This is a genomic window from Candidatus Nitrospira allomarina (assembly GCF_032050975.1).
GTDB lineage: Bacteria > Nitrospirota > Nitrospiria > Nitrospirales > UBA8639 > Nitrospira_E > Nitrospira_E allomarina.
Map to the genome: position 1 here is coordinate 4,159,055 of NZ_CP116967.1, position 16,245 is coordinate 4,175,299.

Genomic DNA, 16,245 nt, shown 5'->3' on the forward strand with positions numbered 1-16,245 from the left:
ATCATCCGGTGTTCTGTTGAATCAACTGCAAAACATTCCACAACATCCTGGATATTACCCGCCCAACATGCATTGAAGAGGCTCGCAATCCTTGCTACCCTGGTCTCTTGCTCACGGTGGTGTCTTCGCCAATGAGATCGTTGTCATAATGGAGCCCAGTGCCCCACCTATGAGTCACCAAGCGCTATGCGAAAAAATAAGGGAGTCCTCTACATAACCGTCTAACGCGGTAAGGAGCGAAGACGCCGTTGGTGGCCTAATCCACACTCCTTGTTCTGGGATAGGAAAATCGCCGTCATCCAGTTATTCATTTGTTCCCTCGGTTCATGATCATTGCCTGGACACCGCCTTTGGGAAATACTCCATGAAGCCCATGACTCCTATTGAAGCACAGACGTTCTGCACCAAATATACAAAAGAAAGTGGCAGCAACTTCTACTACTCTTTTTTGTTCCTGCCACAGCAACGGCGGGAAGCCATGTACACCATTTATGCCTTTTGCAAAATGGTGGATAGCGCCGTTGATGAACCGGCCCCGGGAAGCCATCCCATCGAAGAAGTCCGCAAATGGCGACAAGAGGTGACGGCCACCTATCATGGCCATCCGACCCAACCGGTCACATTGAGCCTCGCCGCCCACTTGCAGACCTTTGACATCCCGGAAACTCTCCTTCAAGAATTAATTTCTGGTGTAGAAATGGATTTGACTACCAATCGGTTTGCGACGTTTGCCGATCTGTATCAATACTGCTACAGGGTCGCTTCAGTGGTTGGACTGATTTGCCTCAAGATTTTCCAAACCAAATCCCCTGCGGCGGAGGACTATGCGGTCAACTTGGGATTAGCATTTCAATTAACGAATATTCTTCGTGATCTCAAGGGGGATGCCGAGCAGAACCGCATCTATCTTCCGCTCGAAGACTTACAGCGTTTTGGTTATTCGGAACATGCTCTTCTGCACCAGCAAAGGTCGCCCGCGCTGGTTGAACTTCTGAAATTTGAATGCGAAAGAGCTCGCACCTATTACCGCCAAGCTCAAGAAATTCTCCAAACCCTTCCCCCCTCCGATCAAAAATCGCTGGTGGTTTCGGAAATCATGCGTGGAGTTTACAGCCGCATTCTCAAACAACTCGAAGACCCGCACTACGAGGTGTTCGGCCCACGGGTTCGAGTCGCCCCCCTCCAACGACTCGGGATTGCCGCTCATATTTGGATTCGGTCTTTTCTTTCCCATAACATTGCTCCATCAGTGTGACACACCACATTCTGATACTGAGCGGAAATCTGCCAGGATTACTCGCGGCTTATCGGCTCATTCCCTACGGATTCCGGATCACCATTCTCGAAGACGACAACCCTGTCTCTCCGGCACCATCATCTCCCCCATTTGCAAAATCGATAGAACCGGATCATCCACCATCCCTGCAACGCCTCACGACGCAGCCCTCCCCACTCATTATCCCACGGTATTACCATGCCACATGGGGACTTTTTCAGGAACTGGCCTTTGAGCACGCAGCCCAATGCATTCAACCGGTGGACCTGGAATTTGGGACATCCGAAGGTCAACCACTCACCCTCTCCAACGCGAAGGGCATTGCGACACTTCACCCCATGATCCGACTCGCCGGATTTCGTGCTCTTCCCTGGTCAGATCGCTGGCACTTGATTAATTTTTTAGAAAAAAAATGGGAAGAACCCCGTTCCCCGGATCACCACCCTGACATGCTCACCGTTGAATCCTGGCTGATTTCCGCTCAACAATCGGCTCTTGCACGACAACGTATCTGGAATCCATTCTGTCGATTGTTTTTAGGATGTGATGTGACCCAGGCATCACTGGGGTATTTTCTGGAAGTACTTTCTCGATTCTGGTTATCCAAACCAAATGGACCAGAAACATTCTTAGCCTCACCTGACATGCAGAGCCATCTTCAACAAAAACTCAGACATGTCCTAATAGAAAAAGGGGTCACGTTTTATCCTTCAAACGCCATCACCGCTATCCATGCCGACACCGAGCGGATTCAAGTCATTGGCCTGGCTACAGGCGAACGCCTCAACGCCGACATCTACGTCTCGCCCCTTTCCCCTCCAGAGCTTCTTCGACTCCTGCCGGAAAGAGCCCCGGCTCGCTTTTCGTGTTTTTCCCATTTGGCTCAACTGCAAGAATCATCAGGAACACTTGTCCGATTGACCCTTAACGACACACTTCTTCCTCCTCGGCTTATCCTTAATACCGGTGTATTTGATTGGGTTACCAGCCAGGCAGTTCAGCATACTGATGGCGCCAAAACGTCTATCACGGGCTTCAACCTTTCCCCTCCGCAATCCTCAGGACATACCGACGACTGGCTGAAAGAAACGGTCTGGCCTCATATCAAAAAAATACTTCAAATCTCTCCTGAGCAATCAATCCCGTCCGGTGAGCCATCCGTCACGCAATCAGCTTACCCATATCTTCCTTGCCTGACTGGTTACCGCACCTTTCGCCCTCTGCCCAACACACCCATTCCCAATCTTTTTCTTGCCGGCCCCTGGACGGCCACCCCACTCCCCCCTTCTCTGGAAAGCACGGTCCTGAGTGCCTATGCCTGTGCCAGGGCTGTGACTGAATGGGTCCAGGCGTCTTCACATTGACATACTAAACCGTCAAACCTAAGATCCCCTCTCAATGGATCTTCATGAACTCAAATCATCCCTGCACGACTGCCGACGATGTGGATTGTGTTCAGGACGCACGCAGGTCGTGTTTGGGACAGGGCATCCTCAGGCTGACATCATGTTTGTCGGAGAAGCCCCGGGCTTTTATGAAGACCGGCAGGGAGAGCCTTTTGTCGGGGCGGCAGGAAAATTACTCAACGAGTTACTGGAATCTATCGGGCTCAGTCGGGGGGATATTTTTATTGCCAACGTCATTAAATGCCGGCCACCCAACAATCGAGATCCTCTTCCAGAGGAAATCGAGACATGCAAACCGTTTCTGCTTCAACAAATCGAACTCATCAAACCTAAATTGGTTTGCACTTTAGGAAACTTTGCCACACAGACGTTATTGGAAAGAAAAGTCGGTATCACCAAAGTGCGTGGGCAGGTCATCCGAATGCCCAACTTCATCGTCTTCCCACTGCTTCATCCGGCAGCCGCACTCCACCAGGGAAATCTGCGAATTCCTCTCAAGGAAGATTTCCAGAAACTGAAGACGGTTCTGGAAGAAATGAGCAAAACTCCCACCCTCCCGCAAACCGCGTCACCGCCAACCCTTCCCCCATCAAAAGCCTCCTCCAAAGAAGAGACCTCAGCCGAGCCTCCTACACAAATGAGCCTGTTCTAGAAACCATTTAATCAATTTACTGGCAGAGGCTGGGGTTCGGCCCAGCAGCCGAGGTTTTGCCTGATGCGTCTCGAAGAGCGCGACCTTTGTTGTGGAGGCAAAAGGACCCAAAACCATTGACGTCCCGCCCGGCCTCATAAGATTGATCAGACGCGAAGGGCGGAGACGGGCTAACTCGCGGCGCTCACACAAGCCCGCCAAGAAAAAGAGCGTCCGATCATGGGGTCGGGCGGCAGGCGTCGAACCAAAGGATCCTCATGCGTCAACGCTTCATCATATTTGTAGAGATCGTGTCGGCGTGATGTTCTGTGTTGCCGGGTTTCGCCCCGGCAGGCGAGCCACTTTTGTTTCGGCAAAAGTGGCCAAAACCAATGACGCCCCGTCTGGCCTCATGAGAGGGGACGGACGCCAACTTGCGGAGAGCGGACCAACTCTCCTGGTTCAAACAAGGTCCGCAGGGGAAAAGAGCGTCCCTCCCTTTGCCCAGACGGCAGGCGTCGGAGTTCTCAGCTACTCTGTCATTCTGAGCCACCGGCGAAGAATCTGTGCCCAGCCAACGAACGTATTCGTACTTGCAAAAAGACCTGGTGGATTTGCGTGTTTGGTTTCGGCCTCGAATAATTCTCGAAAAAACACAAATCTTTCCTTGACATATTTCGACGATTATTAAAATATCTCCTGGCCTGAACCTTTCAGGAAGTGATTCAATGGATTAGCAGTTCGGGTGCCGGGCTTTGAGCTCATTCTAGAAGGTGGTGTGATGCCGATCTGAAAAAATCATGTGATAGATGGTCCCATAGTCGTAACTCATTCAAACGGAAATAATGATGGCGTTTTGCTCACGAAATTCGATGGAGTGCTATATGCACATAAAATCAGCACTCGGATCTTATGCGGGTCGGTCTACGTAATTGGTTGCTCCCATGTCGCTGAAAGAAATAACGGAAAACCATCTCTTACTTGTGCAACTGCTCAAGAAAGTACTTAATCCATGGAGGAAATTTACAATAGCCATCGATGGTGTAGACCATTCGGGAAAATCGACCCTTGCAAGGTTTCTTGCCTGGCAGCTAGAGATGCCCGCTATTGAGACGGACCTTTACCTATCCGGATCAACAATGGTGCCATCTTACCATTGGAAGAAACTTAGCCTTCTTGTCCAATCTCGGCATAGACTCAATCGGCCTGTGATCATTGAAGGTGTTTTTGTTAAAAAGATACTTGAGCAACTGAAAGTTAAGCCTGACTTCTCAATTTACGTGGAGTGTTATGCATACACAGGCTCCGAAGAATGGCAAGAGGAATTTGCAAGATACGCTATACAGTACTCACCCAGGGATACTGCACAATTCTTGTTTGTGAACCCTGGATCCGAGGGGAGCTAGCAACGATTTCGGGAAGGACCCAGAGCGTGCTTGGGGTGAGATCCTGCGATATGATTATGGATGATTATGCATTGGAATAGTTGAATGAAGCTGAAAGCCGAACGCGTGATTGCAAGTCCTGACCCCAGAAAACAGAAAGTGACCCCAGAAAGGAGCCCCGGTATACTGGCACGTGAGTGGCTACAGCGGGGGAAGTTGGCGCAATCGCCGATTGATGCATTCACCGACTTCTGGCGTGCCTTCAACAACCTTTACAGCGCTCATCCCGGTATAAGGGAGATCGAAAGAGTTCGTGCGTTTTTGATGGCCAGAGTGCCATCTGTAGCCGCAGCAACGATACTCTCGTCTCATCAAGAGCAGGTCGACTATCTCTTGTCGCAACCAGTCAGTGACATGCGCGGTAATGGCCGAAATACCAAAACTGCAGTCGCGGCTTTCCGCGCAGGCGGTAGCGATCAGGAAAAGCTCTGTGAGCTGTTCACAATCATCTATCAAGTCAGATGCAACCTACAGCATGGCCAGAAGTCACCGACTGTCGATCGGGACCTGCGTCTTTGCGAGTGCTCGGCTCCGGTAGTGGCGGAAGTCGTCGCATGCTCCGTATAACTATTAGCTCAAGCGGACGCCGCTTCGCTCAGGCGTTAAACCAATTAGAGAAGGTGTAATTTGAGAATGAAAGATTATAGGGATTTTCCAACGCTGCAAATTCTAAAAGAGATAGAAAACTCGCCTACTATGAGATTGATGCGTGCTTTGGAAAATTTTCCTGCCATGAAGATGCTCCGGAAACTTGAGGAATCCAGCGCAATGGCATCAATCAGGCGGCTGGAGGATTCGTCGTCTATGCGGGCTATCCGCCAGCTTGAGAATTCTTCGGTAATGCTGGCTATGCGTGAACTTGAGGACTCACCAGCCAACGCTGCGTTAAAGAAACTTGAAGAGTCCCCAGCCATGGAGGCGATTAGGAACCTTCGGGATTCTCCGGCATTAAGCGCTATTCGTGCAATCCAAAACTTGCCGGTCATGCGAGCGTTCTCGGAAGTGGCAGATCGATTGGCGTATGCCTACGGTCCGCTCACCCTCAGAAATGCATATAACGAAATTATTAGGAGCTATGAACAAACCACTGCTACGTCTTCAATAGACCCCTTTGAGGCTGTATTCGCAGACGTTCAGAAACAAGCAGATCAGTCTCCTGCAGAAGCCTTAAGTGCTGAGTTCTTTCTGAGTTTAGTATTTGCGTTTTTCTTGTTTTCATTATCTCAAATGGAAGCTTCTGACTCAGAAGATCGCATAATTCGTCAGATTAAAGATTTGGAGGATCGGATTGTTCAGCAGTTGGAAACCCTGCAGGGCAGTGAGCAAAACGACACTTTTTATGTTGTTGAACGACCTCTGAATTTAAGAGCGGGTGCTGGGAAAATGCACGAAGTGAGGGAGGTTTTACCTTCCAATTTAAAAGTGCGTGCAACTGACAGACAGGCGCACTGGGTTAAAGTGGAATACTACGACTATCTAGAGCGAAAAATAAAAACAGGCTGGGTGGATGAAAGGTATTTGGTGCTGATAGGTTCCCGCAAATGATCACGATTCCGGCTCAAAAAAGGGAAATACTGTCGATGCTTGGGTTCAGGTCTTGCCATATAACAGCAGATGGACACGCTCTGGGATATTTGAGTGAAGCTGAAAGCCGAATGCGTGCTTGCAATACCAGAACCCATGCCCTTCTTTGAGGACCGACGCCCCGTATCGTTGAGGTCCGGTGGAGATTCGATTAATGTCATCGAACTCTCCACTGGGACCAAATGGCCTCCGGGCTACAAAGTCGCGGACTCCGTTGGGTGTGACCTAAACTAAATCGACTCCCAAACTTGCCTAAAGGTACCCGGTGTTGGCACACGAATATTGAACCAATTCTCACGGCAAACCGCTGCTTGCTCCTGCCTGACGGATCTCCCTGGGTGAAGAACGACCTCATCGCCGGGAATGCCGGTTTCTTGAGTCACTACAATTACGTTAAGAGGCGGCAAATCGTTGCTTTTGCAGTACTCGCCTATGATACCGAGTTGTCTGCCAAGAACATGGCCCGCTCGGCCGTCTTGACCCATCTTTGTGGCTAATTTGCCATAAGTAATGGTTTTCCTTTTGGTTCTCCCTTCCTCACCAAACATCACAAATGCTACAAGAACCATCCAGATCTGCTGTGCCTGCACGTACAATCGGTCGCCCCGCTGGTACCGCTTCACCTTCGGAATATTCATAGCACCTCCTGAATCTGTGAGCGCATTAGAATATACATGTGCAGTTCTGCTCAAATCGCTCAAAGAGTGATTATGGCCAGGTCTTTGAATATAGTATAGAGAGATCCGAAAATTCAGCCCATGCTGAGTTATGTCGTGGAGCTTTTCTTCTCCCTTTCTTCTTCCTTTCCCCGACCAACGCCTGCCGTTCGGCCCCATGGGCGGATGCTCTTTTCAGCCGGCGGGCCTTGTCTGAGCCTGGCGAGTTGGTCCGCCCTCATTTCCTACATCCGCCCAATCCGATGAAGCCGAACGGGGCGTCAATGGTTTTGGGCCCTTTTGCCGGAACAAAAGGGCCTCGGCTGCCGGGCCGAAACCCGGCAAACTTTTGATTGGCTATGCTCATTGGTCAGATAACGAGAATCTAACTTGGGATGATAAAGAATGGATACCCGCTTACAACTGCGGGGATGACGGAAATTTGATGGATATGCTCACCCCCACCAAGAACAGCAAGGCGAGCTACGCTCCGGATGCACCCGAGAGAATACTTTCCCTCAACACTTCAATGTGTTTCATAATTTCCCCCCTAAGAAATTAAAGGGATTCCTTACTCGGACGAACCCCTTGGGGGAATTGCAGGGATTTCCAATATCGAATACCCGCTTTGCTCGGAACAAACAGGGTTTTAAGCATCGTCTCTACGAAAAGGGGGGCCGTCCCAAACAATAGACGCCGGGATCACAGGCGCACCTGATTTGATCGCCAAATAGCCAACACCCAAATGCCCCGCATCTAAACGATGCCGCCAATCCAATCCGCCTTCCGGAAAAAGGCCGATCACCTCCTGCGCTGCCAAACCATCTAACATCGTGCGAATCGCCCGGATATCCCGCTTGCCTCTTTTTACCGGAATACACCCAAACGCGTGAAACACCCAACGGATGTGTAACTGAGCATAAATCTCTTTCGCCATTAAAAACCGGATAGACGAGCTGCGGTGGCCCATAAGACCAATGGGTCCGACATGGAGGTATGGTCACAAACAATCAACGCCGGCCCCTGAACTGAAACCGGGCAAGGCAACGCGGCCGTCACCCCATACATGAGCCGACAGACCAAGGAGTTCAATTGATGTAACGAAGTGTGGACGAAGCCCTGTCAGGTGCTTAGAACTGGCAACATTAAAGACGAGAAAGGCGGAGGAGGTTGGTTTCCATCATGCTCCCCCATGCCATTACTCTAAAATTTAGGCTCAAGGGATCTGAAGGAACCGTACAGAAAGGAATTTAGGTGACGGTTTTTTGGGGGTGCGCGGCGTCTGTAGGACCTGAGGCCTCCTCCCCCTCAGCCAACGACTCTGAATCATCAGACGACTCGCCGTCTGTGGCATCTTCGACCTCTTCTTCTGGTTCTTCAAACCAATTGACGAGCATGTCTTCCCACCAGGCCTCATTGACTTCCGAACCGGGATCTTCTCCAAAAAATTCTGTCACCTGGTCTTTGGTAAAACTCGGATCAATGACCGTGGGTTTAAACAAGGCACGATCAATCACTTCCTTGGTGGCAAAGCCGCCCACAATCCAAGAAGGTGGATCGGCCCGGCGGGATTTGTAGGCTTGTAGCCCGACCTTAAGATACAGAAACGCTTTCCGTTGATCTTCGTCTTTCAATCCTGATGGGGGCAAACTTAAAGTCTTTTCAATTTTCTTTCTCCATTCCCGTGCATTGTACCGGGAAGTGATCAACTGGAGAACTTTTACCCCATCCTCTTTTTCCAGTGGCATCCTGACTCCTTATGGCCCTCGGGCCGCTTTTTGAATTCATGAAATAGAATAGGTAATCGATAGACTCTTGAATGGGTTCTTGTCCTCTATACCTCTAATGACCGGCAACCATCATCTTGCGAATTTTAACCGTAGGACTGGCCACCCGGCCCCGAAATTCTAAATCATTCCCGACCATTTCAATATCCTTCAGGATCTGTTGTAAATTCCCGGCAATAGTGACTTCTTCCACCGGATGGGTTAGCTCTCCATTTTCAACCCAAAATCCCACCGCTCCCCGTGAATAGTCTCCCGTGACAAGGTTAACGCCAAATCCAATCAGATCCGTGACGTACAACCCTCGCTTCATTGACTTGAGAATTTCATCTGGTGAATAGGAGCCTGGCGAGAGAAATAAATTCGTGGCACCCACTGTCGGATTTTCCCCCACCGATCTTGATGCATTGCCCGTGGATGCCATTCCCAATTTTCGTCCTGAATACGTGTCTAACAGATAACTCGACAGCACGCCTCTATCGATCACTAAAGTTTTTCTCGTGGGCAACCCCTCACCATCAAATGGTCGAGACCCCAGCCCTCCGGCTAATCGACCATCATCAACCACTGTCACCATATCTGAGGCAATAGATTTTCCGAGTTGTCCCAACAGAAACGAGGCCCCCTTATACAAGGAGTACCCGGATACCGCTGAGGAAATATGCCCAAGGAGGCCTTTGGCCGTTTCCGGATCGAAGATCACGGGAACTTCTTGTGTCGTAATGGCCCGACTGCCCAGGCGCCTCACGGTTCGGCGAGCGGCCTCCTGTCCAACCGATTCCGGGCTATCCAATTCATGAAATTTACGCTTCACGGAGTACCAATAGTCCCGCTGCATACCGCCATTTTGGCTGTCCAACGCGATGGGCGACACGGAGAGTGAATAGGAAGAACTGGCGTACGACCCAACAAACCCATGGGAATTCGCCAACAGGATCGATCCATAGCCAGCCGAACACTCGGCCCCTTCAGAATTGGTGATGCGGGGATCTGCGGAAAATGCGGATTGTTCGGTTCGCTTGGCCAGGTCTATTTCCTCATCAACCGCCAATTGCCGATCATCTTTCATATCCATGTCAGGGATATCGACCACCATTTGATCCGGCGCTGGCAGTCCTGAAGTCTCATCTTCAACCACAGCTTTGGCCAAACTACATGTGTCACTGACTAAACGATCCAACGAGACTTTGGAAAAATCCGATGTAGAAGAACTGGCTGACCGCTTGCCAAAAAACACCCGAATCCCCAAGACTTTCTCACGGGCTTTGGAGAGCCGATCCACCTCTGACATCCGCACCTGCACAGAGACTGAATCGCCTTCCGCTACAAGAAGATCCGCCTCCGTCGCCCCTAAAGCCTTGGCTCGTTTGAGAACCGTGGCGGCCAACTCGGGGAAACGGTCACCATGTGTAAGGGGCAAATTTGACATTATTAAATGGAAAGAAACAAAACAGGAGGGATATCCATCAGCCCATCGCCGTGCCACCGACGATCATTTCATCGATTTTAATGGTAGGAAGTCCCACGCCGACGGGAACCGATTGTCCATCTTTTCCACAGGTCCCAATTCCTTCATCTAATTTCATATCATGTCCAACCATCGAAACTTTCTTGAGCACATCAGGACCGTTCCCAATCAACGTCGCTCCCTTGACCGGTTTGGTCACCTTCCCATCTTCGATCAGATAGGCTTCGCTGGCTGAAAAGACGAATTTTCCACTGGTGATATCAACCTGCCCACCCCCAAACGACACCGCATACAAACCGTTTTTCACCGACCGAATGATATCCTGCGGATCGGATTCCCCTGCTAACATAAAGGTATTCGTCATACGTGGAAGGATAATACTCCGGAAATCCTCCCGTCTTCCATTTCCTGTTAACGGGATACCCATCAAACGGGCATTGAGGCGGTCCGTGATATAGCCGCGCAACACACCTTTTTCAATCAACATGGTTCGTGACGTCGGCGTCCCCTCATCATCGATGTTCATCGAACCACGCCGAAATGGGAGCGTTCCATCATCCACGATGGTGCATAATTCGGATGCGACGGATTTCCCGACTAAATCACTAAAGGCTGAGGTTTTGCGACGATTAAAATCCGCTTCCAACCCATGTCCGATGGCTTCGTGAAGCAGAATACCCGGCCATCCCCCACCTAACACAACCGGCATGGTGCCGGCCGGAGCTTCAACCGCGCCCAGATTTACAATCGCCTGACGTGCAGCTTCTCGGGCAAACTCCATCGCGCGGTTCTGCTCCAGGTAAAAGGCAAATCCGACCCGCCCCCCACCTCCAAATGAGCCAACCTGGCGATTGGCTCCATCTTCGGCAATACAGCTAATTTGAAGACGAGAGAGAGGCTGCACATCCCCCACCAGTTGCCCTTGGGAGTTGATGACTAAGAATATTTTCTGTTCCGTGTTAAAAGACGCCATGACCTTGGTAATTCGCGGATCATAACGCCTGGCTTCCACGTCAATTTTATTCAGTAAATCAACCCTAGCTTCGGTTGTAATGTCGGTGAGCGGCTGAGACAACGGATAGAGATTTTGGGAGGGCTGAGAACGATGAGTGACGGCTATGGGGTTGTCCCCTTGGGGAGAATCAGCAATATACCGTGCGGTATCAGCGGCTATTTCCAGGTCTCGTACAGATAGATCATCTGAATAGGCAAACCCGGTTCGTTCTCCCGCCACCGCTCGAACTCCCGCCCCCTGGGAAATACTTTTGACTGCGCGCTTGACCAGGCTTTCCTCCATAGAGACGGAATCGGTCACGCAGGACTCGACATACATGTCCACGTAATCCACTCCACGAGCAGTGGCCTTATTTAAGGCCTGGAGGACATCCTTTTCTTGGAGGGCAAAATCTGAAAGGCTGGGTACCATAGGATATCAATTACAACGAAGTACGTAATCAGAACGAAACAAAAATCGAGTATAGCCCATCTCCCAGGTGGGCGCAATTTCCAGTGAAGAACGTCTCGATGGTAATTTGACAAGAATCGCTTTCATTATTAGACTGAAATTGTTGTGAAATTTTGCCTAGCTCCTAAAATCTTTCAATAGAATTCCAACGCAATTCTTATCCTTACGATCGGGTTCAGCACAATTCCATGGATGAATTTCACTCGGTGGAAGCAAGACAAGTTGCTGAAGGCGAATTGCTGGATCAACTTGACCTCACATCCCTCCCCAGACATATCGCAATCATTATGGATGGCAATGGCCGATGGGCCGCTCAACGCGGGTTGCCTCGAATTGCCGGTCACAAAGAAGGTCTCCGGGCGCTTCAAGATGTTCTGGAAATTGGGCATGAACTCACGATTCCTTATATCACCATCTATGCATTTTCGCAGGAAAATTGGAAACGGCCTCATTCCGAAATTCGACTGCTTATGGGGTTACTCGAGCAGTACCTGCATCAAGAACGCCAACGGTTTCAGGAGCGCCAGGTACGATTTCTGCCAATTGGACGACTGGAACAACTACCCCCTTCCGTCCGTTCGCTGGCCTTAGAGGTGGCAGAGGAAACCCGCCATCTGACTCAGCGGACGCTGGCGGTCGCCCTCAGCTATGGGGGACGAACCGAGATTGTCGATGCCGTGCGGAAAGTCGCAATCGAGGTTCAGATGGGATCGCTCACACCAGACCAAATTGATGAATCCTTGTTTGAACAATATCTCGGCACATGGGGTCTGCCGGATCCAGATTTGCTCATCCGTACATCTGGAGAGGCGCGAATCAGCAATTTCCTTCCCTGGCAAATTGCCTACACCGAACTCTATTTCACCAAAACCCTGTGGCCTGATTTTCGTCGCGTTGAGACTCTTCTCGCCTTACTCGATTATCAAAAACGGGAGCGTCGTTTTGGCCGAATCACTCAAACCGTTTCGCCATAAAACCGTCTGTGGCTTTCCTGCATACCTGGCACTCTTCTTCTTGTTTATCTGACGCACTGCCCCTTTTACTCCTATAAACAATGGATCCCCGTCGACTGTACTCAGCCATCGTATTTATTCCTTTGCTCTATGCGGGAATACGCTATTCTCCACCTTGGCTGCTTTCTCTCCTGATTGGCACAGCTTCTCTCCTCGCATTATGGGAATTCCTCACGCTTTACTTTGGACCAACCGGCACTCTTGGCAGCAAGATAATCTCCTGTCTTGGTGGCGCCATACTCCTTGTCGCCATGTACACCGGCTACTCCCAAGCCTTGAACCTCTGGCTCTTAGGAATCGTTATGATTGTTTTAACCGGGTTTTTTATAGCCCCGACAGCCATGAGGCAACGGCTCCCTTTATGGACGGCCTATCCCTTTGGAATTCTTTATGTCGTGGTTTTGCTCGGGCATTTCATACTCCTCCGGCAACTGCCCCATGGAATCGCCTTAATCTTTTTCGTCTTAGCGATCACATGGTTAGCTGATACCGGTGGATTTGTCGTAGGTTTAAGTCTTGGACGACATGCCCTGGCGCCAGCCCTGAGTCCTAAAAAAACGATTGAAGGTTTGATCGGAGGGGTACTTTTTTCTTTGCTGGGAGGCCTTATCAGCCACTTTTGGTTTCTCCCCTTTTTCTCGTTGGGGGAATGCGCTATTCTCGGCATGGGTATGGCCATAATCGGAGCGCTTGGGGATCTTGCAGAATCCGCGATCAAACGTAGCGTGAGTGTCAAGGATTCAGGCACAATCATTCCAGGACATGGGGGAGTGTTGGATCGTGTGGACAGTCTGCTCTTTACCGGACCGGCCTTTTACTACTATGCCCTATTCACGGGCCCAACCTAATAACCAGACCGTGCACAACCATAGGGAGAGAATCTGGTGAAACACATCGTCATCTTAGGATCTACCGGATCGATTGGGAACAGTACATTGGATGTGATCTCCAGATTCCCTGATGAATTTCAAGTAGTCGGCTTAGCCGCAGGATCAAATGATCAGGCTCTTGAGGAACAGATCCGCATCTTCAAGCCAGAAGTGGTTGCGCTCTCCTCCCCGGATGCTGCCAATCGATTGCGAACACGGATGGGACGCACGTCCACGGAAATTTTGGACGGAGAGCAGGGGCTCTGCGCCGTCGCCAGTGCATCGAAAGGTGACTTAGTGATTTCTGCGATCGTCGGCGGAGCAGGACTCAAGCCAACCTTGACAGCCATTCAAGCAGGCCGGCAGGTTGCGCTTGCCAACAAAGAGCCGATGGTCATGGCAGGCCGGTTAATGCAATTGGAAGCCCACAAACATGGCGTCACCATTTTTCCCATCGATAGTGAGCATAGCGCCATTTTCCAATCGATGGAAGGACACCGAAAGATAGATATTCGCCGGATCGTGTTAACCGCTTCCGGCGGGCCATTTTGGGATTGGCCAATCAATGACCTGGAACACGTGACCCCCGAACAAGCCATGCAACATCCAAATTGGAAAATGGGTGCTAAAATCACCACCGACTCAGCCACCTTGATGAATAAAGGCCTGGAGGTGATTGAAGCCCGATGGCTCTTTGATATCCCTCACGATCAAATCGATGTCGTCATTCACCGAGAAAGTATTATCCACTCTTTGGTAGAATATTGTGATGGGTCAGTCATCGCACAATTAGGACACCCGGACATGCGAACACCAATTTCCTATGCTCTTAAATACCCGGAACGCATTCCTTTGAATCCTCCACTCCTGGATTTAGGAAAAATTGGGAAATTTACGTTTTATCCAACTGATTCGAAAAAATTTCCCTGTCTCCAGTTAGCCTATGACGCACTGGCAGGAGCGGACGGACTCCCACCCGCATTAAACGCCGCAAATGAAATCGCCGTTGATGCCTTCCTGAAGGAACGAATTGCCTTTTTGGATATTCCCAGAGTCATTCAGGAAACAATGAATGCCTATATTGCGACTCCCGTTACATCCATTGAAGATGCCCTGGAGGTAGACCAATGGGCCCGACGCACAGCCACAGAAATGATGAAAGCCTGTTCCTCTTCACCAATATAATAAACCCGCGATAAACACCCATGAATAACCTCCTGTCATTTTCTCCAGATTCCATCTTTCTATTCGGACAAAAGTTATGGTGGTTCCTGGTCGTACTGGGAGTCCTTGTGACTTTTCACGAATACGGCCATTATCTGGCCGCTCGATGGGTGGGAGTCAGGGTCCTCAAATTTTCCATCGGTTTTGGACCAAAACTCATTGGTCGCAAGATTGGCGATACGGAATATCTTTTGGCAGCGATTCCGCTTGGCGGATATGTCAAATTATATGGGGAGGAAGTGTCAGAGGCTGTTTCACCTGCTGAACAACGTGAATCCTTCATTCACCAGTCGCTTCCTCACAAAACGTTGATTGTGGCGGCTGGCCCCGGATTCAACTTTATTCTCAGTTACCTGATCTTTACGGGAATGCTGGCCTTGGGGTCACCCCTCTTTGTGCCCAGCATTGACAACATCACACCGGTCATTGAAGCTATCACCCCCGACTCCCCAGCCGAAACTGCCGGATTACACATCGGTGATCGGGTGATCCGGGCCAATGAAGAAGACATCTCGACTCTGGGTGAACTTTACCAACAGGTCGGTAAGGCCCATGGGCGTCCCGTCACACTGGATGTCATTCGTGGGGATACCGTTAAAACGCTGATCATCACTCCAACGGTTCAAATGGTGCCGGATCGCCCGGACGAGCCTCAATACATTTTAGGCATTGAGGATCATGCTCCGCTTGTCGGGGGAGTCATGCCGGACACTCCTGCCATGGCCGCGGGACTTCAACAAGATGACCGAATTATCCAAATTAATGACACCCCGATTGTCACCTGGTCTCAAATGACCGAGATCGTTCGCCAACACCCTGAAACCCCTTTAGAAGTTCAGGTCGATCGCGGAGGACAGATCTTCTCCCTTCGCATCACCCCTGAAGGCCAAACGGTTACCTCTTCCGATGGGGAAACCCAGTCTGTTGGCCGCATTGGGATTAAACTAGCCGGTGCGGGTACGGTGCTCAAAAGCACCTCTTTATTTCTCGCCCCCTGGGATGGACTCAAGGCCACATGGAAATGGTGTGAACTCACCGTTATTGGTTTATACAAACTCTTGACGGGAGAAATTTCTTCAAAGCATCTCGGTGGCCCGCTGATGATTGCCAGTGTGTCAGGCGAACAAGCCCAACAGGGCCTTGCCAGCGTCGTGTGGCTTATTGCGATTTTAAGTATTAATTTGGGAATTTTGAATTTGCTACCCATTCCCATTCTTGATGGAGGGCACCTCTTCTTTTTTGCCTGTGAAGGCATATTAGGCCGCCCGTTAGGAGACCGGTCGAGAGAAATGGCCCAACAAGTTGGACTGGTCTTATTGGTCTTCCTGATGGCCTATGCGACCTGGAATGACATCAGTCGCCTACTCCAATAATTCCACCCAGTTGAACGTCTCGTTGCCTGTTGCTATCCATGTGAGTTCCCC

The 16,245-nt window shown here is 50.3% G+C and carries 15 protein-coding genes; 10 read left to right on the forward strand and 5 right to left on the reverse strand.

The annotated features are described in order from the left end of the window. The first annotated feature begins 364 nt into the window (after positions 1-364). The 6 genes from hpnD (at position 365) to PP769_RS18225 (ending at position 6,303) form a co-directional block, all read left to right on the forward strand. On the forward strand, positions 365-1,255 hold the full coding sequence (gene hpnD, locus PP769_RS18200) for a presqualene diphosphate synthase HpnD (protein ID WP_312642927.1): 891 nt from the start codon (positions 365-367) through the stop codon (positions 1,253-1,255). After that, the gene (locus PP769_RS18205; RefSeq protein WP_312642929.1) at positions 1,252-2,640 is read left to right on the forward strand and encodes an FAD-dependent oxidoreductase; all 1,389 of its coding nucleotides are present in this window, start codon (positions 1,252-1,254) and stop codon (positions 2,638-2,640) included. The genes hpnD and PP769_RS18205 overlap by 4 nt, the downstream gene beginning before the upstream one ends. Positions 2,641-2,674: 34 nt before the next feature. Beyond that, entirely contained in the window at positions 2,675-3,334 is a 660-nt protein-coding gene (locus tag PP769_RS18210) for a uracil-DNA glycosylase (protein WP_312642931.1), read from the forward strand. A gap of 923 nt (positions 3,335-4,257) precedes the next feature. After that, complete coding sequence (locus tag PP769_RS18215) at positions 4,258-4,719, forward strand: hypothetical protein (RefSeq protein ID WP_312642933.1); 462 nt, start codon at positions 4,258-4,260, stop codon at positions 4,717-4,719. Positions 4,720-4,803: 84 nt separating this feature from the next. Next, positions 4,804-5,325 (forward strand): hypothetical protein, encoded by a 522-nt coding sequence (locus PP769_RS18220; RefSeq protein ID WP_312642935.1) that lies wholly within the window; start codon positions 4,804-4,806, stop codon positions 5,323-5,325. A gap of 66 nt (positions 5,326-5,391) precedes the next feature. Beyond that, on the forward strand, positions 5,392-6,303 hold the full coding sequence (locus PP769_RS18225) for an SH3 domain-containing protein (protein WP_312642937.1): 912 nt from the start codon (positions 5,392-5,394) through the stop codon (positions 6,301-6,303). Positions 6,304-6,572: 269 nt separating this feature from the next. Here the strand turns inward: PP769_RS18225 and PP769_RS18230 are convergent, their stop codons facing one another. From PP769_RS18230 to tldD, 5 genes are all read right to left on the reverse strand, one after another. Then, positions 6,573-6,980: a hypothetical protein gene (locus tag PP769_RS18230; RefSeq protein WP_312642940.1), complete on the reverse strand. Its 408-nt coding sequence runs from the start codon at positions 6,978-6,980 to the stop codon at positions 6,573-6,575. Between the two features lie 667 nt (positions 6,981-7,647). Continuing rightward, on the reverse strand, positions 7,648-7,968 hold the full coding sequence (locus tag PP769_RS18235; RefSeq protein ID WP_312642942.1) for a lysophospholipid acyltransferase family protein: 321 nt from the start codon (positions 7,966-7,968) through the stop codon (positions 7,648-7,650). Between the two features lie 280 nt (positions 7,969-8,248). Next, complete coding sequence (locus PP769_RS18240; protein WP_312642945.1) at positions 8,249-8,746, reverse strand: hypothetical protein; 498 nt, start codon at positions 8,744-8,746, stop codon at positions 8,249-8,251. A 94-nt stretch (positions 8,747-8,840) separates the two neighbouring features. Continuing rightward, a complete protein-coding gene (locus PP769_RS18245; RefSeq protein WP_376753387.1) occupies positions 8,841-10,202 on the reverse strand; it encodes a TldD/PmbA family protein in 1,362 nt (453 codons plus the stop codon). 46 nt (positions 10,203-10,248) lie between these two features. Beyond that, complete coding sequence (gene tldD / locus PP769_RS18250) at positions 10,249-11,676, reverse strand: metalloprotease TldD (RefSeq protein ID WP_312642949.1); 1,428 nt, start codon at positions 11,674-11,676, stop codon at positions 10,249-10,251. A gap of 227 nt (positions 11,677-11,903) precedes the next feature. On the opposite strand from tldD, the gene uppS reads away from it, so the two are divergent. The 4 genes from uppS (at position 11,904) to rseP (ending at position 16,194) form a co-directional block, all read left to right on the forward strand. After that, positions 11,904-12,689, forward strand: coding sequence for an undecaprenyl pyrophosphate synthase (uppS, locus tag PP769_RS18255; protein ID WP_312642952.1), 786 nt, complete (start codon positions 11,904-11,906; stop codon positions 12,687-12,689). An 80-nt stretch (positions 12,690-12,769) separates the two neighbouring features. Continuing rightward, on the forward strand, positions 12,770-13,576 hold the full coding sequence (locus tag PP769_RS18260) for a phosphatidate cytidylyltransferase (protein ID WP_312642954.1): 807 nt from the start codon (positions 12,770-12,772) through the stop codon (positions 13,574-13,576). Between the two features lie 36 nt (positions 13,577-13,612). After that, complete coding sequence (locus PP769_RS18265; protein ID WP_312642956.1) at positions 13,613-14,782, forward strand: 1-deoxy-D-xylulose-5-phosphate reductoisomerase; 1,170 nt, start codon at positions 13,613-13,615, stop codon at positions 14,780-14,782. 20 nt (positions 14,783-14,802) lie between these two features. After that, a complete protein-coding gene (gene rseP, locus PP769_RS18270; protein ID WP_312642958.1) occupies positions 14,803-16,194 on the forward strand; it encodes an RIP metalloprotease RseP in 1,392 nt (463 codons plus the stop codon). Positions 16,195-16,245 lie beyond the last annotated feature (51 nt).